Below are 20,823 nucleotides of genomic sequence, written 5' to 3'. Positions count from 1 at the left end.
CGGTTTTAGGCTAGCGCGCGGCTATTGTCACGGGGGCGCAGGCACACATGGTCCGATCCGAATGATGTTGCGCATGGGTCTGGCCGATCCGGGACATGCGCGATGTGGAGCATGGCTTGAGCGGGAAAACTCCGGTTATACGCGCTTCTTCGGCGAAAATGGCGTGAAATCGCCGATCGTGAGGCCGTTAACTTGCAAGAAGGTCATTTGCGGTTATGGCGTTCCGCGATGAAACGACCTTACGGGATTCGCATGCGTTCTGTTCTAGTCCTCGCCGCTCTGGCTTTGCTTTCCGCCTGTAACATGGACACCGGCCCCTCCTCCGAAGAAGCTGCCCAGGAAAAGGCGCGGCTTCTGGCACTGGCGGTCAGTCCGCCGATGCGGTGGGAGCACAAGAGCGGGTCGGACGAATGGACCGCGGCGACGCTGGCGGCACTTGAGCGCGAGGGCGTCACGATGCTGTCGAACGTGCCGCATGACATCGGGACCTATTGCCCCAATTATGCTGAACTGACTAAGGTTGAGCGCAAGGCGTTCTGGGCGGGCTTCATGTCGGCCCTGGCCAAGCATGAAAGCACCTATAACCCCATGGCAGCGGGCGGTGGCGGCAGATGGCTGGGGTTGATGCAAATCGCGCCGGGAACCTGGCGCAGCTATGGTTGCAGCGGTCACATCACCGATGGCGCGGACAACATGGCCTGCGCTGTGCGGATCATGTCGAAACAGGTCGGACGTGACAATGCCGTTGCCCGCGATGGCAGTGGCGGCTGGCGCGGTGTGGCGCGGGACTGGGGCCCGATGCGCAGCGCCGCGAAACGCGCCGACATCGCCGCGTGGACCAGCAGTCAAAGCTATTGCACCGCCAAGACCGAGAGCTGACCCGATGCTTCGCGCTTGAGCGTCTGGCTGCTTTGACATAACAGGCGTCCATGCGAATCTTATTCCTTGGCGATGTCATGGGGCGGTCCGGTCGCCGCGCGATTACCGAGAAACTGCAGGGGCTGCGGGCGCGGCTGAAAGCGGATTTCGTGGTGGTCAATGCCGAGAATGCCAGCGGCGGGCGGGGGATTACCGCGGGACATGCGCAATTGCTGCTGGAATCGGGTGCGGACTGTCTGACGCTCGGCGATCATGCTTTCGATCAAAAGGACATGCTGGCTTTCATCGAGCGGGAGCCGCGCATTATTCGCCCCCTGAACTATGCCAGGGAGGCGCCGGGGCGCGGCGCCGGGGTGTTCAGCGACCGGCGCGGGCGCAAGGTTCTGGTGACGCAGGTTCTGGGGCAGGTTTTCATGTCACGGCCATATGACGATCCGTTCTCGGCGGTGGACGGGGTTCTCCGGGCGCATCCCCGTGGCGGGATGGTCCAGGCAGCGCTCGTTGATATCCATGCGGAGGCGACCAGCGAGAAGATGGCCATGGGCCATTTCTGCGACGGGCGTGCGTCTCTGGTGGTCGGCACGCATACCCATGTTCCGACCGGTGATGCGCAGATCCTGCCTCGCGGCACGGGATATCTGTCCGATGCCGGAATGTGCGGCGATTACGACAGCGTCATAGGCATGGACAAGGCCGAGCCCATGCGCCGCTTCATCACCGGCATGAACCGCGACCGCTTCACGCCCGCGGAGGGCGAGGCGACGCTTTGCGGTGTGCTGGTCGAGACCGATGACCGCAGCGGCGAAACCCGGCGGATAGAGCCGGTGCGGGATGGCGGCAGGCTCGCGCAGACACATCCGGAAGCCGGATGACCGACGGTTTTCCGCTGATTTTTCCGGTCACCACCACTAATTCGATGTTTTGGGTCAAGCCTGCTTGCGGGCCGCGCGCGTTTCAGATCAAGATGCGCCGATTAAACCGATGAGGTCGACGTTGAGAGATCTGAATGTTCGGATTTGAGCTAAGCGGCACAGTGGCTGCCGTAGCCACGATATTCATCATAATTGGCATGCTGACCCTCTTCGTGCGTGAGGTTTATCCGCCTGAAGTCACAGCGATTCTCGGTGCGGTCGTGCTGCTTTCACTGGGGATTCTGGATGTCGGTCATGTGGCGGGTGTGCTGTCGAATCCGGCGCCCTGGACCATTGCCTTCATGTTCATCATCGTCGGCGGGCTGGTGCGCACGGGGGCACTCGACTGGATCGGCCAGCGAGCGGCGCGCCACGCCGGCGACAGACCGTTGTTGACGCTGGCGCTCATCTCGGTCGTGGTCTGTGTGATGTCGGCCTTTGTCAACAATACGCCGCTTGTGGTGGTGATGATGCCGATCTTCATGCAGCTTGCCAATGAAATGGGCAAATCTCCGTCCAAGCTGCTGATTCCGTTATCCTACCTGTCTATCTTGGGCGGCACGATGACAATGATCGGCACCTCGACCAACCTGCTGGTGGATGGTGTCGCGCGCAGTTCGGGTCTGGACGCCTTCACCATTTTCGAGATTACGCCGGTCGGCCTGCCCATGGCGTTGGTCGGGGTGACATATCTGCTGCTGGTCGCACCCAAATTGCTGCCGGATCGCGATTCGATGTCGCAACTCATGTCCGGCCGCTCGAAGATGAAATTCTTCACCGAGGTCGCCATCCCCGAAGATTCCGCGCTGATCGGCAAGGCGCTGGATGAAGTCGATATCTTCACCCGCGATACCGCCCGGGTCATCGACGTGCTGCGCGGTGACGCATCCTTGCGCCGGGATCTGGCCGCCGTGCGGCTGGAGGCGGGTGACCGCGTGGTTCTGCGGACGCCGATGTCCGAAGTTCTTGGGCTGCAAAGCCACAAGGACCTGCGGATGGTGGACAAGCTCAGCTCGGTCCAGACCTCCACGGTTGAAGTGCTGATCACGCCCGGCTGCCACATGATCGGGCGCAGCCTCGGCTCCATGCGGTTGCGCCGGCGCTATGGCGTTTATGTGCTGGCCGCGCATCGCAAGAACCAGAATATCGGACGCCAGCTTGACGATCTGGTGGTGCGCGTGGGCGATACTCTGCTGCTGGAAGGCGCGCCTGCCGATATCCAGAAACTGGCCAGCGACATGGAGATGGTCGAGGTCAACGCGCCCTCCGACCGTGCTTATCGTCGCAAGCACGCGCCGATCGTGGTGGCGACGCTGGTTGCGGTCGTAACCCTGTCTGCCTTCGACATAGCGCCGATCTTATTGTTGGCCTTCATCGGGGTGGCGGTGGTTCTCGGCACCCGCTGTATCGATGCCGACGAAGCACTGAGCTTTGTCGATGGCAGGCTGATGGCGCTGATTTTCGCGATGCTGGCGGTCGGGGCGGGACTGGAGAATTCCGGTGCGGTCGAACTGGTGGTGACGCAGGTTGCCCCTTGGCTGGCAGAGGTGCCTTCCTGGGGACTGGTCTTGGCGGTCTACCTGCTTGCCATGGCGCTGACCGAAACCGTGACCAACAACGCCGTTGCGGTGATCGTCACGCCGGTCGCGATCTCGCTTGGTAACCAGCTTGGTGTCGATCCCCGGCCATTGGTGATTGCCGTGATGATGGGGGCCTCGGCCAGTTTCGCCACGCCGATCGGCTATCAGACCAATACGCTTGTCTATGGTCCCGGCGGATATCGCTTCACGGATTTTATCCGCGTGGGATTGCCGCTGAATGTGCTTATGGCAATAACAGCAGCGACGGTCATCCCGATCTTCTGGCCGTTATAGGCATTTGCCACAGTTTGCCCTTGCTGCAATGCTGCTATGCGGCATTGCGGGTTGTCGTTATGCTGCGCCTGCACAATATTGAGCGCAGGGAGGAAACAACTTTGTGCGAAACAAGGAGTTTCCTATGGCAGGGACCGCTACCATCGACCGCAGTGCGCAGTCTTCCATCTTCAACGTGCTGGCCGCACCTTTCACAGCTCTTGGACGTTTTCTGGTTTTGCTGGCAGAGGCCAATCCGAAAATGCGTGAACTCGATCGGCTGAGCCGTGTGACGGATGAAGACCTGGCCGCGAAAGGCCTGACCCGCGACGGAGAGATTCGCCGTATCATGGGCGTCAATTCCTATCTCTGAGGCATAGGCCCTCGTATTATCCGCCAAGCGCGCGTCCCCCGGTCGCGCGCTTTCGCATGTCAGCCTTTCCGCCGGAGGAACTTGCAGCTCCCGTCTTGCGATGGGACGCCTTGCTGGACTAAAAGCGCTGCAAACCGAAATATATCCGAATTACGAAGGACGACCGAATATGGCTGGTCATTCAAAATGGGCCAATATCCAGCATCGCAAGGGCCGGCAGGACGCGGCACGTTCGAAGCTGTTTTCCAAGCTGTCCAAGGAAATAACCGTGGCCGCCAAGATGGGCGACCCGGATCCCGAGAAGAACCCGCGCCTGCGGCTTGCCGTAAAGGAAGCCAAGTCGAATTCGGTGCCCAAGGATGTGATTGAACGCGCGATCAAGAAGTCGCAGGGCGGCGATGCCGAAAGCTACGAGGAAATCCGTTACGAGGGCTATGGCCCCAACGGGATCGCGCTGGTGGTCGAGGCGATGACCGATAACCGCAACCGCACGGCCTCGAATGTGCGCAGCTACTTCACCAAGTCCGGCGGCGACCTGGGGCAGACCGGCTCGGTTGCCTTCATGTTCGACCGGGTGGGAGAGATCATGTATCCGGCCTCTGCCGGGGATGCGGATACGGTGATGATGGCGGCGATCGAAGCCGGCGCCGATGACGTGGAATCGGACGACGAAGGCCATTGGATTTATTGCGCGGATACGGCCTTGAACGACGTGGCGACGGCGTTGGAGGCATCCCTGGGCGAATCCGAGACCGCCAAGCTGATCTGGAAGCCGCAAGCGCCGACCGAGATTACCGATCTGGAGACAGCGAACAAGCTGATGAAACTGATCGACGCGCTGGAAGATGACGATGATGTCCAGAACGTCACCGGCAATTTCGATCTTTCTGACGAGATCGCCGCGCAGTTGTAAGCTGTCCGCTTCTGTGCAGGAAACTGAAAAACCTTCGGCCTGTAGCGCGCCGGAGGGTTTCGGTATGTGCTTTAACGCATCCCCCGGGGCGCAAGGCTGGTATCCATGGCACGGTCAGGGGAAGGGTAATGCCGGTCTGCCACAAAGGCCCCGACCGTGGTTCATGGCGTGAAAATGCTTCGCCCGACCATGACGTTCCCGAACGATCCTGAACCGCATATAGCCTTGCACATCCTGCAAAATCCGGTCATCACCCCGCCATGAGCGAGTGGATCATCCAGATCGCGGGCACGCCCGAGGGTGCGCGGTTGGCATCAATCCTCGCGCTGAGCGCGGCGTTCCTGCACGCAGTGTTCGGAGCGTTGCAGAAGGGCCGGCACGATCCCTGGATCAGCCGGGCAGCGATTGACCTGAGCTATGGGCTGATCGCGTTCCCGGTGGCGCTGTTCGTGGTGCCGTGGCCCTCGGCACAGCTTTGGCCGGTGCTGTTCGGGGCGATGGCGATCCATATCGCCTACAAGATCGCGCAGGCGCAGACCTATCAGCGGGGCGCCTATACCGTCGTCTACCCGGTGGTGCGCGGCAGCGGTCCGCTTTTTACGGTGATCGCTGCCGGAGTGGTGTTCCGCGAGCATTTCAACCTTGTGCAATGGCTGGGTGTGCTGCTGCTGGTGGGCGGGATCTTCGGGCTCGCGGTCTATAACCGGCTTCGCCTGACCATCGGGCGCGACACATTGGGGCCGGCGCTGGCATGGGCATTGGTGACGGGTGGGCTGGTCGCGCTTTACACCACCTATGATGCCTGGGGCATCCGGCTGGCGGCCGATCCGTTCACATTCCTGGCATGGTTCTTCCTGCTGGATTCCTTTTTCATGCCGCTCTGGAACAGGCGCCGCCTCGCCGCCCTGCCGAGATCCGAGATCGGGCCGCTGGCCTTGCGTGGAATCGCTGGGGCCTTGGTCGCGCTGGCGAGTTTTGGGTCGATCATGCTGGCCACGAGGATCGACGATGTTGGGCGTGCGGCGGTTCTGCGCGAGACCTCGACCGTTTTCGCGGCCCTTGTCGGCTGGATGATCCTGGGCGAAAAGGTGGGGCCAACGCGCGCGATCCTGATGGCGGTGATCGCAGCGGGCGCGGTGATTGTCGAGTTGGGTGCCTGACCGGGCCAAGGAAGGATGCGATGAAAGAGACGAAACCCTGGGTCAAACCGGTGCTGGAACTGGGACCGGTGCTGCTGTTCTTCGCGGTGTTCATGCTGTTTCGCGGCGAAGAGGTGAATCTCTTCGGTCGCAATTACAGTGCGTTCATTCTCGCCACGCTGATCTTCGTGCCGGTGCTGGCGCTGGCGACGCTGATCCAGTGGCGGCTGACCGGCAGGCTGGCGCCGATGCAGATAGCGACGCTGGTGTTGGTGGTGGTGTTCGGCGGGCTGTCGGTCTGGCTGAACGATCCGCGCTTCTTCAAGATGAAGCCAACCCTGATCTATCTGCTGTTTGCCGTCATTCTCGGAGTCAGCCTGATCGCGCGCAGGAACTGGTTGCAGATGGTGCTGTCGGATGCCCTGCCCATGGATTCCGAGGGTTGGCGCAAGCTGACCTTGCGCATGGCGCTCGCTTTTCTGGCGTTGGCCGTGGCGAACGAGATCGTCTGGAGGACCATGTCCGAAACGACATGGGTTTACTTCAAGACCTTTGGCTTGCCGCTGATCCTGTTCGTCTTCCTGATGGCGAATGCGGGGCTTTTCCGGGATCACGCACTGGACAGGGATTCGGACAAGTCGGATTCCTGAGAATTCAGGCCCCCAGGCCACCAAGAGGAGCAGGCCGCGCCAGCAGGCGCGACCAGCGCGGCTCGATCCGGCCGGGAAGACGGGCGCGCAGCATCGGCATCGGTAATGCCCAGGGCTGGGCAAGCGCGGTGCGGTAGAAATCGAACAGTCCCTGGCGCAGATAGGGCGTCCAATGCGACAGGCGCAGCGGCGTGCGGTCCACCGGAAAGCCCAGATCCCACAAGGCGTCAAGCGTGCCGTCATGGTCGATCTGCATGTCGATCCAGTTGCGCCGGGGCTCGTCCAGCCCGAAACCGAGCGCCTGCCGGCGGCCATGGCCCAGCCACATCTCGATGGCGAAGTCGAAAAGGTCATTTTCGCGCGAGGTGATGTTCAGCACTTCTGCCCGCCGTCCCGCCGGACTGTCGAGAGCCGCAGCGGCCTCGTCGCGGAACTCGGCTCCGGTCAGCAGGATCATTCGCCCGATGCCGCCCGGATCGGTGTGATGCAGTGCCTGCAATGCCACCCGCGCACCGAGTGAATGCCCGATCAGGGCTACGGGCTTTCCGGTCTTGTCGGCCAGATCCGAGACGATCCGGGCCAGCGTCGCTCCTGCTTCTCCTGCCTTCCGATAGGCTTGACCGAGGCGGCCGCGCGCCTCCCATCCGAAAGCCAGCGCCAGCCCTTCTCCGGGATTGCCGGTGCCAAAGCCGAGCGCGCGTGGCCATGACAGCGCCCGGCGTGCACCAGGCTGCGGATCGAGCGAAAGGATATGGCGGTGCGGATCATTAGCAGGTTGCGAAGGCGAATAGCGATAGCCATGGATCATGACAATGATCGGGGCGCCTTCGGGCAGCGCCCGGGCCTGCCGCTGCAATCCCGGCGGTATCTCGCTATCGGCATTGAGCTTGACGACTGGCATCCATCGCCTCCCGTCCTGTCCAGACAGGGGTTGGATAGGCCGATGTTGCAACAGCAGCATGACCGGAATATTACGGCTTCGTGACGTTGCCACATTCGGTCCGGCTTCTGTGTTGTCGTTTTTATTCAGATCATTGCTGCGGAAATATCAAGCGCTGACTGAAAGCCGGGGGCAGGGTCTGCAGACATGCCGCCCGAAACATTTTTCCTTGCCTGGACACATGGGAGGTAAGTCGGGGCATCACCGGTTCGCGAGACCTGTCGATGACGGGGCTGGCTTTCGGCTGTCGTCGGATGCGAAGATTGCCCCGCCTCCGTTTCAGCCCGCCGCCACGGCCAGCAGCCAGCCGACGCCGATCACGATCAGGGCCATACCGGCCAGTTGCAGCCTTCCAGTGGTCTCTCGCAATATGCGGCCCGAGACGACCTGCGCGAAAACCACCTCGACCAACGCCAGCGTGCGGACATTGGCTGCGGGAGTGAGTGCGAAACCGATGAACCAGAACAGCGAGGCGAAGGCCCCCAGGGCTCCCGCCGCCATCGATACCCGCCACTCGCCCATGATCCCGCTCAGGGCCCGCCGGTCGGCGGCGAGCATCCAGATCAGCATCGCCGCCGATTGGATCGTCAGAGTCAGGACAAGCACTGTCAGTGCATGAATGAAATAGCCGCCCTCGGGCAGAGCGAGAAGCGCACCGCGAAATCCGATGGCGGAAAGCCCGAACAACGCCCCGGCGGCGATGCCATTCGCGATCGGCACCAGCCCGGCCCGCGACCATTTCGCGCCCGAACTCAGCACCACGCCGAGGGTCGCCAGGCCGATCGCCCCCAACCGTCCGGCGCCGAGCGGTTCAGACAGGATTACCGCGCCGATCAATGCCAGTGTGACCGGTTCGGTCTTCATCAGCGCGGTGGCGACGCCGAAGCTCTGCCCGCGCATGGTCAGCAGCATGAAGGCGGTGGCGGCGATCTGCGCCCCGGCGCCCATGGCCGTGAAACCGAGAACGGCGGCATTCGGGCGGGGGATCTCGGTGAATGGCGAGAGCAGTAGCAGGAACAGCGCTGCGAAGGGCAGGCCGAAGATGAAGCGCACCGAGGTCGCGCCGACTGTTCCGACCCGCGCGCCCAGCCCGGCCTGCGCGGCATTCCGCCCGGTCTGGGCGATGGCGGCGATCAGCGTGGCCGCGACCCAGATCATGCGCTGCGCACCGCCTCGATCATCCGGGCGACATTGTCGGGATCGGCGTCGGGCGTGATGCCATGGCCGAGATTGAAGATATGCGGTCCGCCGCGCAGGGCGCGGGTGATGCGTTGGGCCTCCGCCTCCAGTTCCGGGCCGCCCGTGACCATATGCCGCGGGTCGAGATTGCCCTGCACGCAGCCGCCGGTCTGCACATGTCCCGCCGCCCATTCGGCACTGACCGAATTGTCCAGAGCCACGCAATCGGCCCCGGTTGCCTTGGCAAAGCCGATATAACGCTCTCCGGCCTCGCGCGGGAAAGCGATGACGGGAATGCCCGGGTGACGCTCTTTCAGTGCCGCGATGATCCGCCGTGCGGGGGCGATCGCGAAATCGTCGAAATCGGCGCCTTTCAGGCTGCCAGCCCAACTGTCGAACAGCTTGACCGCCTCGGCCCCGGCCTCGATCTGTGCCGACAGATAGAGGATCGTGGCTTCGGTGATCCTCTCGATCAGCGCCGAGAAGGCCGTCCGGTCCGCCGCCTTGAAAGCATGGGCCGGCCCTTGGTCCGGTGTACCGCGTCCGGCAATCATGTAGGTCGCAACGGTCCAGGGTGCACCGGCAAAGCCGATCAGCGCTGTCTCTCGCGGCAATTCCCGGGCAAGGATACGAATGGTTTCATAGATCGGCGAGAGCCGCTCATGGATCGCCCCGGCAGATTTCAGAGCTTCGACCTGCGCCCGCGAGGTGATGGTGGACAGTCGCGGCCCCTCGCCGGTGACGAACCACAGATCGGCACCGAGCGCCTGCGGCACCAGCAGGATATCGGCAAACAGGATCGCCGCATCGAAGCCAAAGCGACGGATCGGCTGCAAGGTCACCTCGGCTGCCAATTCGGGGGAGTAGCATAGCGACAGGAAATCGCCCGCCTTTTCGCGGGTGGCCCGGTATTCGGGCAGGTAGCGTCCGGCCTGGCGCATCATCCAGATCGGTGGGGTGGGTAAGGTCTCGCCCGCAAGCGCGCGCAGCAGAAGTTTGGTCATGAAGCCTCCTGCGCCCCTTCATGGCCAGCGGGCAGGCGTTGTCAAGCGGCTCGCTGCCGGGTAAGCCGGGGGCATGAATGTATTGCCCGACCCCACCCGGCCGCTGAAGATCGGCACCCGCGGCTCGAAACTGGCGCTTGCGCAGGCGCATGAGGCGCGGGCGCGTCTGATGGCTGCGCATGATCTGCCCGCCGAGGCGTTCGAGATCGTGGTGATCCGGACGACCGGAGACCGCGTGACTGACAGGCCGCTCAAGGAAATTGGCGGCAAGGGATTGTTCACGAAAGAGATCGAGGATGCACTGGCGGATGGCGGCATCGACATCGCCGTGCATTCGATGAAGGACATGCCGACCGTCCAGCCCGAAGGTATGCTGATCGATTGCCTGTTGCCGCGCGAGGATGCCCGCGATGCCTTTGTCAGCCCGCATTACGCCTCGATCGCCGATCTGCCCGAGGGCGCGGTGGTCGGCTCGTCCAGCCTGCGGCGGCGTGCGCAACTGGCGCATCGGAGGCCCGATCTGCGGCTGGTCGAGTTTCGCGGTAATGTCCAGACACGGCTGAAGAAGCTGGAGGACGGTGTGGCGATGGCGACCTTCCTGGCGATGGCCGGGCTGCGCAGGCTGGATATGCTGCATGTCGCCCGTGGCCCCATCGATCCCGCCGAGATGCTGCCCGCTGTCGCGCAGGGCGCCATCGGGATCGAGCGGCGTGCGGATGACGGGGATGTCGCGGCGCTGCTGCGCCCGATCAATGATGTCGAAACCTGCCAACGTGTCGCAGCGGAACGGGCCTTCCTTGCCCGTCTGGACGGCTCCTGCCAGACGCCCATCGCGGCTTACGCGGAACTGAACGGTTCCCGGTTGTCGCTGCGCGGAGAGATCCTGCGCCCGGATGGCTCACAGGCGTTGTCCGGTGCCCGGGAAGGCGTGATCGCGGACGGCCCGGCGATGGGCAGGGAGCTGGCCGATGAATTGCTGGGCAGGGCCGGGCAAGGGTTCTTCGATCACTTGCCCTGATCCGGGGTAGTCTCTTTCGCCCTGATCTCGCCTCCTCCTCTTTGCGCAAATGCCATGCGGGGGCCGATCAGCCTCGCCACCGGTCCGGGAGGCCGGCCGGTGACGGAATGCAAGATCCCCCGACTGTCGGGGGACGCAATCCGGATGCGGACCGGTCAAGGCAGAAAGCGTTTCAGGCCCCGGCCACACGCCAGATCACGTTGCCGACATCATCCGCCATCAACAGGGACGACCTGTCCGGCCCGATGGTCACGCCGACCGGGCGGCCATAAGAGAACCTCTCGTCCTCGGACAGAAAGCCCCACAGGATATCGCGCGGCTTTCCAGCGGGCTTACCGTCGCGGAAAGGCACGAAGATCAGCTTGTAGCCGCTGAGGGTCGAGCGGTTCCAGGAACCATGTTGACCGATCACCATGCCGTCGGGAAAGCCGGGCAGGGTGCCCTCGGGCATCCAGCACAGGCCAAGCGAGGCGGTATGCCCGCCAAGCGCGTAATCCGGCGTGATCGCGCGGGCGACCAGTTCCGGATCCTGCGGCACACGGTCATCGACGGTCTGGCCCCAATAGCAATAGGGCCAGCCGTAGAAGCCGCCATCCCGCACCGAGGTCAGGTAATCGGGAGGGGTCTCGTCGCCCAACCCGTCGCGCTCGTTGACGACGGTCCAGAGCTTGCCCGTCACCGGCTCCCATGCCAGGCCGACCGGATTGCGCAGGCCCGAGGCAAAGATGCGCGCCTCGCCGCTGGCCAGATCCAGTTCCCAGATTGCGGCCCGGCCCTCTTCGGCTTCCATGCCTTCGTCACCGATATTCGACAGCGAGCCGACTCCCGCATAGATCCTGCCGCGATCCGGCGAGACGATCAGGCTGCGCGTCCAGTGGCCGCCGGGCTTGAACTCGACCAGCCGCGTACCGGGGCCGGTCAGCCGCGTGGCGCCTTCTTCATAGGGAAAGCTCACGATGCCGTCGGTATTGCCGACATAGAAATTGCCGTCGACCAGGGCCATGCCGAAAGGCTGGCGCTGACCTTCGAGGAAAACCTCGCGCGTCTCGGCCTTGCCGTCGCCATCTGCATCGCGCCACAGCGATATGCGGTTGGCACTGACGCCAATGGCATGGGCACGCCGCATGGTGGCCTGCATGGCGCGTTCGAACAAGCCCTTGGGCGGTCCGGCCTCCAGCAGGGCCTCGGCAACCAGCACATCGCCATTCGGCAGAACCTCAATCCAGCGCGGATGCTCCAACCCTTCGGCAAAGGCGTTGACCTTCAGGCCGGGTGCGGCTTTCGGCGTCTGGCCGGGCTCCCAGCCCTTCGCCGATGGCATCTTGAGCGTCATCAGGCCCTGTGCCTGAGCCTTGGGGATCGTGGGCGCGGCGCCGACGGCCTGATCGCGCGGCGCGCCGGATCGCCGCAGTTGCACCATGATTCCGCCCACGATCGCGGTTGCCTTTGCCATGAAATCCATCTGGTCCCCCTGATTTGTCCGGCGCAGGATAGGACAGCGGAAGAGATCATGAAACCGCGGATCGTGAGAGGTTCACGCCCGGCCGGTTCGGCCTTGGGACGGCGCCTTGCGTCTGGCCTGCAACTCGAACTGGCGCTGACGTTCGCGAAAGCGCTCGCGGTCGGAATCGTCATATTCCCGCAGGCAGCGGTGGCAACTGACGCCTTCCTCGTATTCGGGACGATGACGGTCCTCGGGCGCAAGCGGGCGGCGGCAGGCATGACACAGCGAATGCCGTCCCTGTTTCAGTCCGTGGATCAGGCTGACGCGTTGATCGAAGACAAAGCATTCGCCCTGCCAGAGGCTGTCCTGTTCGGGCACTTCCTCAAGATATTTCAGGATTCCGCCCTTGAGGTGATAGACCTCCTCGACGCCCTGCGACAGCAGGTAATTCGTCGATTTCTCGCAGCGGATGCCGCCAGTGCAGAACATGGCGATGCGCTTGTTGTGAAAGCGATGCGCGTTCTGTTGCCACCATTCCGGGAACTCGCGGAAGGATTTCGTGGCCGGATCCACCGCGCCTTCGAATGTGCCGATCTCCACCTCGTAATCGTTGCGCGTGTCGATCACTGCGACATCGGGGGCAGAAATCAGCGCGTTCCATTCCGCCGGGTCGACATAATGCCCGACCGCCGTCCCCGGATCGACATCGGGTTGCCCCATGGTGACGATTTCGCGCTTGAGCCGCACCTTCATGCGGCCGAAAGGCATGGTTTCGGCGGGGCTTTCCTTCCAGTCGAGATCGGTGCAGCCGGGCAGCGACCTGATATGTGCCAGTGCCGCGTCTATCCCCGTCCGCGTTCCCGCAATGGTGCCGTTGATCCCTTCACGCGCCAGCAGCAGGGTGCCGTGAATGCCGTTCTCTTCGCAGACCGCCAGCAAGGGCGCCCGCAAGGCGGCGGGCTCCTCAAATCGGGTGAAATGATACAGGGCGGCAACGGTCAGCATGAGCGGGGCATATGCCAGCCCCGCCCGGTTAGGCAAGGGGGAGGAACGCATTGACGCGGCGGGCAGTGCTTTCTACCCATAGGGAACAGCAAAGGAGGCAGCCATGCCCAAAGCCTTGATCGTCATCGATATGCAGAATGATTTCTGCCCTGGCGGAGCCTTGGCCGTGGCGGGGGGCGACATGATCGTTCAGCTGATCAACGCGATGATGCGTGAATTCGATACGGTCGTGTTGACCCAGGACTGGCACCCTGCGGATCATGCCAGTTTTGCAGATAACCATCCGGAGGCCGAACCGTTCAGCCTGACCGAGATGCCCTATGGCCCGCAGGTTCTCTGGCCACGCCACTGCGTCATCGGCAGCGAAGGGGCGGCGTTTCATCCGGCGCTGGATCTCGACCGAGCCGATCTGGTGATCCGCAAGGGGTTTCGCCCCGAGATCGACAGCTATTCTGCCTTTTTCGAAAATGACCACAAGACGTCCACCGGACTGGCCGGATATCTGCGCGAGCGTGACCTGGCCGATCTGAGCTTTGTCGGCCTTGCCCATGATTTCTGTGTCGCGTGGAGTGCGATCGACGCGGCGAAACTGGGCTTTACCGTCTCGGTCATCGAAGAGGCGACCCGCGCCATCGATCTGGACGGCAGCCTTGAGAAAGCGCGGGCCGATATGCGCGGCGCGGGGGTCACACTGCGTTGAAGGAATTGCCTACGCTCTTGCAAGAGGTGCCGCCAGCAGCCACCAAGAGGATCGTTACTGAGGAGTCCGGTCATGGTCGATATAGCCACGCGCGTTTATAACCACAAATGGAAGATCGACCCGATCGTGCGTTCGCTGATCGATGACGATTTCTACAAGCTGCTGATGTGCCAGTCGGTGTTCCGCAACCGGCCCGACACGACCGTCACTTTCAGCCTGATCAATCGCAGCGAATCCATCCGGCTGGCTGAACTGATCGATGAAGGTGAACTGCGCGAGCAGTTGGACCATGTGCGGGGTTTGTCGCTGACGCGGGGCGAAAGCACCTGGCTGCGCGGCAATACCTTTTACGGCAAGCGCCAGATGTTCCGCTCTGACTTCATGGAGTTCCTAGAGGGGCTGCGCCTGCCTCCGTATCAGCTCGAGAAACGCGACGGGCAGTATGAACTGACCTTCGAAGGTCGTTGGCCCGAGGTGATGCTGTGGGAAATTCCCGCGCTGGCGATCCTGATGGAACTGCGTTCGCGGGCCGTGCTCAAGGATATGGGCCGGTTCGAGCTGCAGGTCCTGTATGCCCGCGCCATGACCCGCGTATGGGAAAAGATCGAGGCGCTGCGGGAACTGCCCGACCTGTTGATCGCCGATTTCGGCACCCGCAGGCGGCACAGTTTCCTGTGGCAGGACTGGTGCGTGCAGGCGATGATAGAGGGGCTGGGGCAAAGCTTTACCGGCACCTCGAATTGCCTGATCGCCATGCACCGCGATATCGAGGCCATCGGCACCAATGCGCATGAGCTGCCGATGGTCTATGCCGCTCTGGCCGAGGGGGACGAAGCCTTGCGCCGGGCGCCCTATGATGTGCTGGCCGATTGGCACGAGGAGCATGACGGCAACCTGCGCATCATCCTGCCCGACACCTATGGCAGCTCGGGCTTTCTGGAGCGTGCGCCGGACTGGCTGGCGGGCTGGACGGGCATCCGCATCGACAGCGGCGATCCGGCGGCAGGGGCAGAGGCCGCTATCCAATGGTGGCGCGAGCGGGGCGAGGATCCGCGACAGAAGCTGGTGATCTTCTCGGACGGGCTGGATGTTGCCAGGATCATCGAGTTGCACAGGCAATTCCATGGGCGGGTCAAGGTCAGTTTCGGTTGGGGCACCCTGCTGACCAATGATTTTCGTGGGCTGGTTCCCGGTGACGGGCTTGCCCCGTTCAGCCTGGTCTGCAAGGCCGTTGCCGCGAACGGGCAGCCGACGGTGAAACTGTCGGACAATCCCGCCAAGGCGATGGGCCCTGCCGATGAGGTCGAGCGGTATAAGCGCGTCTTCGACGTCGGTGAGCAGGTCACCGAAAAGGTCATTGTCTGAAGCGTCACATCCCGGTCGCCAGCCTGATCAACAGGTAGCTGAGCGAGCCGAGGATCGCAGTTACAGGCACTGTCACGACCCAAGCGACGGTAATCGTGGCCACGTGGCTGCGTCGGATCAGCAGGCGGCGGCGGGTTTCTTCGGCAGGTAGGGCCTCGTGCTTGCGGTTGTGGCGGCGATCGAGCCATTCGCGCACGAAACCCACGCCGAAAATCCCACCCACAGCGACATGGGTGGTCGAGACCGGCAGTCCCGCGCCGGAGGCGACCAGCACCGTCGCCGCCGTTGCCAACGAGACGCAGAAGGCGCGGACCGGGTTCAGCCTGGTGATCCCGGTTCCGACCATGGTGACCAGCCGTCTGCCGAACAGCAAGGTTCCCAGGGCGATTGCCAACCCCGCCAGCAGCAGCACCAGCACCGGAACCTGCAACGCCGAGCCCGAACCGAGCCCCGGAAGGATCACCGACAGGGGACCGGCGACATTGCCGACATCATTGGCACCATGAGCGAAAGCCATGATGACGACCGCCGCAAGGAGCGGAGGGCGGAACAGATGCTTCATACGCGGCTTTTCCCGGTTCTCTGCAAGCTCGATTTGCAGCCGCCGCCGCATTATCCAACCTGCCGGCAGAGCGGTCAGCAATGTGACCAGGACCAGCGGCAGCGGCCAGACATCCAGCCTGCGGGTCACAAGCAGGGCAAGATAGGCCATAAACAATCCGAGCATCGCCCCGACCAGCATGGGAAGCCAATGCAGGGCCGCTGTAGTGCGGTCCGGGGCCTCGCGCACGTGAATCGTCACGAAGGCCAGGAAGGCCGCGGCCAGCAACGCGGCCGCCAGTGGCGACAATACCCATGCCGAGGCTATGGTTATCAGGGTGGCCCAATGCACCGATGCGAAGCCAAGTGCCGCAATACTGGCACCCGCGATGGCGCCCACGATCGAATGCGAGGTGCTGACCGGCAGTCCGATCCCGGTCGCGAGCGTGATCCAGATGGCCGCGCCGATCAGGGCGGCAAGCATCAGCATCTGCTCCTGCTCGGCCGATGCGATGGCGCCCGCCTCGAAGATGCCGCCGGCAAGGCGGTGCGTGACGGCCCCGCCCGCCAGGCTTGCGCCGGCGATTTCGGCCAATGCCACGAGTATCAGCCCCGGCAGCAACCCGATCGCCCCGGCCCCCACCGCCGGACCAAGCGAGTTCGCCACATCGTTAGAACCGATGGCAAGCCCCAGCCAGCAGGCGACGACCAAACCCGCCACAAGATTGACATGGGCCGGATCATGGCCCAGCAATCCGATCGATGCGATCAACACGCTCACGCATAGCAGGATCGCCAGTCCCAGCCTCAATACCGGCCGGAAGGCATGGACCTGCGCCGTCTCGACATGAGTGATCCGACCCAGATCCTTGTCGAGGATATGAAACCCGCGTCCTCCGCGTTTCATACCGGTGCCCCCTCCCTGTATAGCATGGCCCTACTCCCGTGCAGGAGGCAGGCCACGCAAAATCCGTTTCAAACCGGATTCGGCAACCATAGGCACAGCTTCGGCAGGAGTGAACCAGCGACGCTCACGCTCTTCGGATTCGGGGAAGGTTTTTTTCAGCTTTTCAACGTGAAGGGGAAATACGGCAACTTCGACCGGCACCGAAAAACCGCTATCCTGTTCCTTGTCATAGGCATATCGCCCGATCTCTTCATGAACGACACGGCCTTCTACCCCGGCCTCTTCCCATGCCTCACGGGCGGCGGCGCCGGGCAGGCTGTGCCCTTCCATTGGCCATCCCTTGGGAATGACCCATCGCCCGGTGCCCCGGCTGGTAATCAGCAGCACCCGGCCCGTTTCGGGATCGAGGCACAGCGCCCCGACCTGCAGTGACGAGGGGCGCTTGCCCAGAAGCAACCGGAGGGATCTGCGCAGCGAGATCATTCGTCACCCTCCACCCGGCCGCGAAGAGCCTTGACCTGGCCGCGCAGCGCCTTGGATTTCAGGCGCCGCTTCTTGCTGGCAAGCGTGGGACGGGTCGCAACCCGGCGCTTGGGCGCGACCAGCGCACGCCGAATCAGATCGGCCAGCCTGTCGCGGGCGATCTCTCTGTTGCGGGATTGGCTGCGGGTCTCCTGCGACAGGATCACGACCGCACCGTCCGAAGTCCAGCGGCGCCCGGCCAGGCGTTGCAGCCTGCGCTTGACAGGATCGGGCAGATTGGGTGAACGGGCGGCCTCGAAGCGCAGCTCCACCGCTGTCTCGACCTTGTTCACGTTCTGGCCGCCCGGGCCCTGGGCCCGTGTAAACTGTTCGGACAATTCCCACTCTTCAATAACAACACTCTCCGACACGTAGATCATAACCGCTAGATATGGTGGCCGGTTTCCCAATTCAAAACAATAAATATGACATGATTGAAAAGGATCGGCGGCTCATTCAGGTAATATGCCCGTTTCCGGTTTTGAAATTCTTAACACGTCGTCGTGGCTGCGCTCCAGCCGGCCTGTCAGGCCGTCCCGCACCGCGATACGCAAAATCCGCCGGAAGCGTTCCGCATCGGGGCCGTAATCCCCGGCTTTCCGGTGCCATTTGAACAGCAATACGGGAACCAGAGGCCAGAACCAGAGTCCGGCAGCCACGCGATAGGCGATCAGCGCGTTGCGATACATGTAATAGGCTTTCCAGATCGGACGCAGCACGACCCCGCTGTTACCCTGTGTCGTGGCAGTGTCGTGCTCGAAACGGACCTGCGGGGCGAAACCGATCCGAAGCCCCTCGCGCCGCATCCGGAGCGTGTAAAGCTGATCGTCTCCGTAAATGAACAGCCGCGCATCCGGCAGGCCACAGCGGATCAACGCCTTGCGGGAAACGAACAGTCCAACGAAAGAAGCCATGTCGATCGCCAAGGTTCCGGCGTCTGTCGAATAGGCCTTGTCCCGAAGATGGAAGCCGCGCCGGCCCCGGCCCGCCAGGGTGACAAGAAATTCCCTTAGATGCCAGAACGGGTTGCGATAGGGCCGGTTCATTTCGCAGACTTGGCCGTCTGGCGTCAGCACCGCAGCCCCGATGGCGTCCCACCCGGTATGATCCATATCCCGAAAGACCCCGATGGCACCGGGCATCGGCCTGCCATCGTCATCCATGACCACGATCCAGTCCGGATCGGTCAGTTCGCTTGCCTGCCCCAAGGCTTCGGAGAATCCGCCCGCACCGCCAAGATTGCGATCGCTGCGCAGCACGACAAGCCGTTTGTCCTGCTGTTGCGACAACCATTCTGCCGTGCCATCGGATGAGGCATTGTCGAAGACCAAAACCAGATCCAAAGGCTCCGCAAGCAGACGCTCAACGGTTTCACGCAGCTTGCCGATGCGGTTATGCGTGACAACCACGGCTGTAATCTTCATCTGCTATGCCTTTTCCAAGGGCAGGGGACATGCGAGGCAGGCGCAGGCCGAGCATGATCCGGCCCGAGGACATTCCCGGTGATGCGCCATGTCAAGAAAAACCCGGACCGGCAGCGCGAAGGGACTCGGCCTGTCCTTCCAGCCACAAGGCCATCATCGCAAGGGGACCGTTGGTGATCTGTCCTGCCAGCACCATGGCCGTCAATTCGCTGCGCTTCAGCAAATGGCCGCGAATATCCTCAGCCTCACCATCAAGGCCATGTATGCCGGCACAGCCATCAGGCAGATCCGCGATGCCAAGGAACTGATACAGGAATTCGGTGACCGCGCCGGGGCTGGGATAGTGATGGATCGCCGGAATCAGCCGGATCAGCTGCAAATCGGCCTCTTCCAGCGCCTCGCGCCTTGCGGCTTCCTCGACTGTTTCACCTGCATCGATGCGCCCGGCAATGGCTTCAAGCATCCAGGGCTGCGGATCGTGGCGCATGGCCGGACCAAGGCGGAACTGTTCGATCACAAGCACGCGGTCGCGAACGGGATCCCAGGGCAGGACGACCACCGCATCGCCCATGACAAAGCCCTCGCGCCTGAGTTCCGGCGTGAAACCGCCAGCGTGGGTCCGGTGCGACAGCCTCCATTCCTCGAAGGTGAAAAAGCCCGCATAGGGCTGGTGCCGCGCATGCAGCCGGATATCCGCATTGCTGCGCGGCGCGACCACGTTGCCGCCCGAGAACCCGCTGGAGGCCGCACGAAGCCTGCTTTCTGCCCAGACACCGATCATCGGCAAGCGGCGCGCGATCCGTTCCGGCGGCTGGTCCTCTGATTCATCCAGAATGATACCCGCAATCACTGCCGCGAGATCGGGGAGCCATGCGGAGCCCAACCACTCGGCCGCATCCTCGCCGGAATAAGGCCGAACCCCCAGCAATGTCGCGCCCTCATGCGCTGTCATGGGCAGCCTCATCACCGCCGCGTAGCGTTCAAGCCGGGGCGTCATCGTGACCTGCAGCGCGTCCAGCGGTGCGGGGGCCTTGGCCAGTTGCGGCCAGCCATCCGCCTCGATACCGGCACGGGCTCCGCCCAGCAATCGTCCCGGAACCGTCGTTCGAAGACCGGTCACGCCAAGAACCCCGCACAGCGCCGGATGCGCCAGCGGGCCAACCAACAGGATATCTTCACTCACAATTTGCGCCCTTCGATCTGACCCGCTGCGGCCAATCCCATATCATGCGATGTTCGCGCGAAAAGCCTGTCGAAACCGGCAAACAGCACGGCCGACAAACGTTGCCCGGCGGGCGATGCCGAGAACTCGATGTAATGTTCGAGTTCGGCATCGTTGAGGGGCGAATAGGCCAGGAACAGGTAGGCCTCCATCCAGCCAAGTGTCTCGGCCCGGATCAAGGGCTCCTGCGCCCAGGCATCGGACAGCATCTGCGCTTCCGTCATCGGTGTCAGATAGCCGCCCCCCTCTTTGAAGCCGCGCGAAAAGGCCAGAGCGGCATTCATGCCTCCGGCTACATTCGGTCCGACAAGGTCGGCCGTCTCGATCAGCCGGTTGATCTGTTCGACGCGAGGAACGTCGTAACTGGCCGCCTTGGCGAAATGGGCCTTCGCCTCGGCTTCGGCATCATTATCCAGCATTGCCTGTCGCGCGGAGGTCTCGAGCCCGATCATTCGTTGCCCGAGGGAGGTTTCGTAAAAGGCCAGCGCCTCGCCGATCAGTTCCGCGGGTTCGGCCGCCAGCGCGTCCCGCAGACCCTTGCGGAAAACCCGTTCGAGCCGTTGTGTCTCGTGGATGCGTCCGACGATATCGATCCAGCGGCTATCGCCGCCACGCTGGAGCAATGTGCCCTGCATGGCCCTGGCCTCTTCCAGCGCCTCCTCGCGTATGATCGGCATCAGATCTTCAAGCTGCAGCACTCGCCAAAGGCGCGTATCGAGCATCTGCTCCCCAGCCAGGGGAGCAGTTTCGGTAGTTTGGGCGGTCGCGGGCATGCCGATGGCGAACCCGAGGGCAAGACAGATCATTCGCAGCATTCGAGGACCTTTCATGGTTC

21 protein-coding genes are annotated in these 20,823 nt (G+C 63.0%); 10 read left to right on the top strand and 11 right to left on the bottom strand.

Features of this window, described 5'->3' with window-relative positions; translation table 11 throughout:
* Nucleotides 1-252 precede the first annotated feature (252 nt).
* The 7 genes from C9E81_RS03745 to C9E81_RS03715 all read left to right on the top strand — a co-directional run bounded on the left by C9E81_RS03745 (nucleotide 253) and on the right by C9E81_RS03715 (nucleotide 6,718).
* The gene (locus C9E81_RS03745; protein WP_166461807.1) at nucleotides 253-879 is read left to right on the top strand and encodes a transglycosylase SLT domain-containing protein; all 627 of its coding nucleotides are present in this window, start codon (nucleotides 253-255) and stop codon (nucleotides 877-879) included.
* Nucleotides 880-929: 50 nt separating this feature from the next.
* Nucleotides 930-1,751, top strand: a complete 822-nt coding sequence (locus tag C9E81_RS03740; RefSeq protein ID WP_122110938.1) for a TIGR00282 family metallophosphoesterase — start codon at nucleotides 930-932, stop codon at nucleotides 1,749-1,751.
* Between the two features lie 134 nt (nucleotides 1,752-1,885).
* Nucleotides 1,886-3,664: an SLC13 family permease gene (locus C9E81_RS03735; protein WP_122110937.1), complete on the top strand. Its 1,779-nt coding sequence runs from the start codon at nucleotides 1,886-1,888 to the stop codon at nucleotides 3,662-3,664.
* 124 nt (nucleotides 3,665-3,788) lie between these two features.
* Nucleotides 3,789-4,016 (top strand): DUF1127 domain-containing protein, encoded by a 228-nt coding sequence (locus C9E81_RS03730; protein WP_122110936.1) that lies wholly within the window; start codon nucleotides 3,789-3,791, stop codon nucleotides 4,014-4,016.
* Nucleotides 4,017-4,185: 169 nt separating this feature from the next.
* Complete coding sequence (locus C9E81_RS03725) at nucleotides 4,186-4,929, top strand: YebC/PmpR family DNA-binding transcriptional regulator (RefSeq protein WP_122111156.1); 744 nt, start codon at nucleotides 4,186-4,188, stop codon at nucleotides 4,927-4,929.
* A gap of 260 nt (nucleotides 4,930-5,189) precedes the next feature.
* Nucleotides 5,190-6,089 carry a DMT family transporter gene (locus C9E81_RS03720; RefSeq protein WP_122110935.1) on the top strand — a complete coding sequence of 300 codons (900 nt, stop codon included), beginning with the start codon at nucleotides 5,190-5,192 and terminating at the stop codon, nucleotides 6,087-6,089.
* Between the two features lie 20 nt (nucleotides 6,090-6,109).
* Nucleotides 6,110-6,718, top strand: a complete 609-nt coding sequence (locus C9E81_RS03715) for an inner membrane-spanning protein YciB (RefSeq protein ID WP_122110934.1) — start codon at nucleotides 6,110-6,112, stop codon at nucleotides 6,716-6,718.
* Between the two features lie 4 nt (nucleotides 6,719-6,722).
* Here the strand turns inward: C9E81_RS03715 and C9E81_RS03710 are convergent, their stop codons facing one another.
* From C9E81_RS03710 to hemE, 3 genes are all read right to left on the bottom strand, one after another.
* Nucleotides 6,723-7,619, bottom strand: coding sequence for a hypothetical protein (locus C9E81_RS03710; RefSeq protein WP_122110933.1), 897 nt, complete (start codon nucleotides 7,617-7,619; stop codon nucleotides 6,723-6,725).
* 318 nt (nucleotides 7,620-7,937) lie between these two features.
* Entirely contained in the window at nucleotides 7,938-8,816 is an 879-nt protein-coding gene (locus C9E81_RS03705; protein WP_122110932.1) for a DMT family transporter, read from the bottom strand.
* On the bottom strand, nucleotides 8,813-9,841 hold the full coding sequence (gene hemE, locus C9E81_RS03700) for a uroporphyrinogen decarboxylase (protein WP_122110931.1): 1,029 nt from the start codon (nucleotides 9,839-9,841) through the stop codon (nucleotides 8,813-8,815). Before hemE ends, C9E81_RS03705 begins: the two co-directional genes overlap by 4 nt.
* Nucleotides 9,842-9,914: 73 nt before the next feature.
* Here hemE and hemC point away from each other — a divergent pair, with 73 nt between their 5' ends.
* The gene (hemC, locus tag C9E81_RS03695; RefSeq protein WP_122110930.1) at nucleotides 9,915-10,859 is read left to right on the top strand and encodes a hydroxymethylbilane synthase; all 945 of its coding nucleotides are present in this window, start codon (nucleotides 9,915-9,917) and stop codon (nucleotides 10,857-10,859) included.
* Between the two features lie 172 nt (nucleotides 10,860-11,031).
* Here the strand turns inward: hemC and C9E81_RS03690 are convergent, their stop codons facing one another.
* Nucleotides 11,032-12,321, bottom strand: coding sequence for a PQQ-dependent sugar dehydrogenase (locus tag C9E81_RS03690; RefSeq protein ID WP_122110929.1), 1,290 nt, complete (start codon nucleotides 12,319-12,321; stop codon nucleotides 11,032-11,034).
* Nucleotides 12,322-12,393: 72 nt separating this feature from the next.
* A complete protein-coding gene (trhO, locus tag C9E81_RS03685) occupies nucleotides 12,394-13,308 on the bottom strand; it encodes an oxygen-dependent tRNA uridine(34) hydroxylase TrhO (RefSeq protein ID WP_122110928.1) in 915 nt (304 codons plus the stop codon).
* A 103-nt stretch (nucleotides 13,309-13,411) separates the two neighbouring features.
* On the opposite strand from trhO, the gene pncA reads away from it, so the two are divergent.
* Nucleotides 13,412-14,008 carry a bifunctional nicotinamidase/pyrazinamidase gene (gene pncA, locus C9E81_RS03680; RefSeq protein ID WP_122110927.1) on the top strand — a complete coding sequence of 199 codons (597 nt, stop codon included), beginning with the start codon at nucleotides 13,412-13,414 and terminating at the stop codon, nucleotides 14,006-14,008.
* Between the two features lie 72 nt (nucleotides 14,009-14,080).
* Nucleotides 14,081-15,373, top strand: coding sequence for a nicotinate phosphoribosyltransferase (gene pncB, locus C9E81_RS03675; RefSeq protein WP_122110926.1), 1,293 nt, complete (start codon nucleotides 14,081-14,083; stop codon nucleotides 15,371-15,373).
* A 4-nt stretch (nucleotides 15,374-15,377) separates the two neighbouring features.
* Here pncB and C9E81_RS03670 read toward each other — a convergent pair whose 3' ends face one another.
* The 6 genes from C9E81_RS03670 to C9E81_RS03645 all read right to left on the bottom strand — a co-directional run bounded on the left by C9E81_RS03670 (nucleotide 15,378) and on the right by C9E81_RS03645 (nucleotide 20,794).
* Nucleotides 15,378-16,820, bottom strand: coding sequence for an inorganic phosphate transporter (locus C9E81_RS03670; protein ID WP_122110925.1), 1,443 nt, complete (start codon nucleotides 16,818-16,820; stop codon nucleotides 15,378-15,380).
* A gap of 30 nt (nucleotides 16,821-16,850) precedes the next feature.
* Complete coding sequence (locus C9E81_RS03665) at nucleotides 16,851-17,303, bottom strand: NUDIX hydrolase (protein ID WP_122110924.1); 453 nt, start codon at nucleotides 17,301-17,303, stop codon at nucleotides 16,851-16,853.
* Nucleotides 17,300-17,722 (bottom strand): alternative ribosome rescue aminoacyl-tRNA hydrolase ArfB, encoded by a 423-nt coding sequence (gene arfB, locus C9E81_RS03660; protein ID WP_122110923.1) that lies wholly within the window; start codon nucleotides 17,720-17,722, stop codon nucleotides 17,300-17,302. Before arfB ends, C9E81_RS03665 begins: the two co-directional genes overlap by 4 nt.
* A gap of 72 nt (nucleotides 17,723-17,794) precedes the next feature.
* On the bottom strand, nucleotides 17,795-18,766 hold the full coding sequence (locus C9E81_RS03655; RefSeq protein WP_122110922.1) for a glycosyltransferase: 972 nt from the start codon (nucleotides 18,764-18,766) through the stop codon (nucleotides 17,795-17,797).
* 91 nt (nucleotides 18,767-18,857) lie between these two features.
* The gene (locus C9E81_RS03650; RefSeq protein ID WP_122110921.1) at nucleotides 18,858-19,949 is read right to left on the bottom strand and encodes an NUDIX domain-containing protein; all 1,092 of its coding nucleotides are present in this window, start codon (nucleotides 19,947-19,949) and stop codon (nucleotides 18,858-18,860) included.
* Nucleotides 19,946-20,794 carry a DUF2059 domain-containing protein gene (locus C9E81_RS03645; RefSeq protein WP_166461806.1) on the bottom strand — a complete coding sequence of 283 codons (849 nt, stop codon included), beginning with the start codon at nucleotides 20,792-20,794 and terminating at the stop codon, nucleotides 19,946-19,948. Before C9E81_RS03645 ends, C9E81_RS03650 begins: the two co-directional genes overlap by 4 nt.
* Nucleotides 20,795-20,823 lie beyond the last annotated feature (29 nt).

The organism is Paracoccus alkanivorans (assembly GCF_003697785.1).
Taxonomy (GTDB): Bacteria; Pseudomonadota; Alphaproteobacteria; order Rhodobacterales; family Rhodobacteraceae; genus Paracoccus; species Paracoccus alkanivorans.
This window is presented reverse-complemented; position numbering and strand designations above follow the sequence as displayed.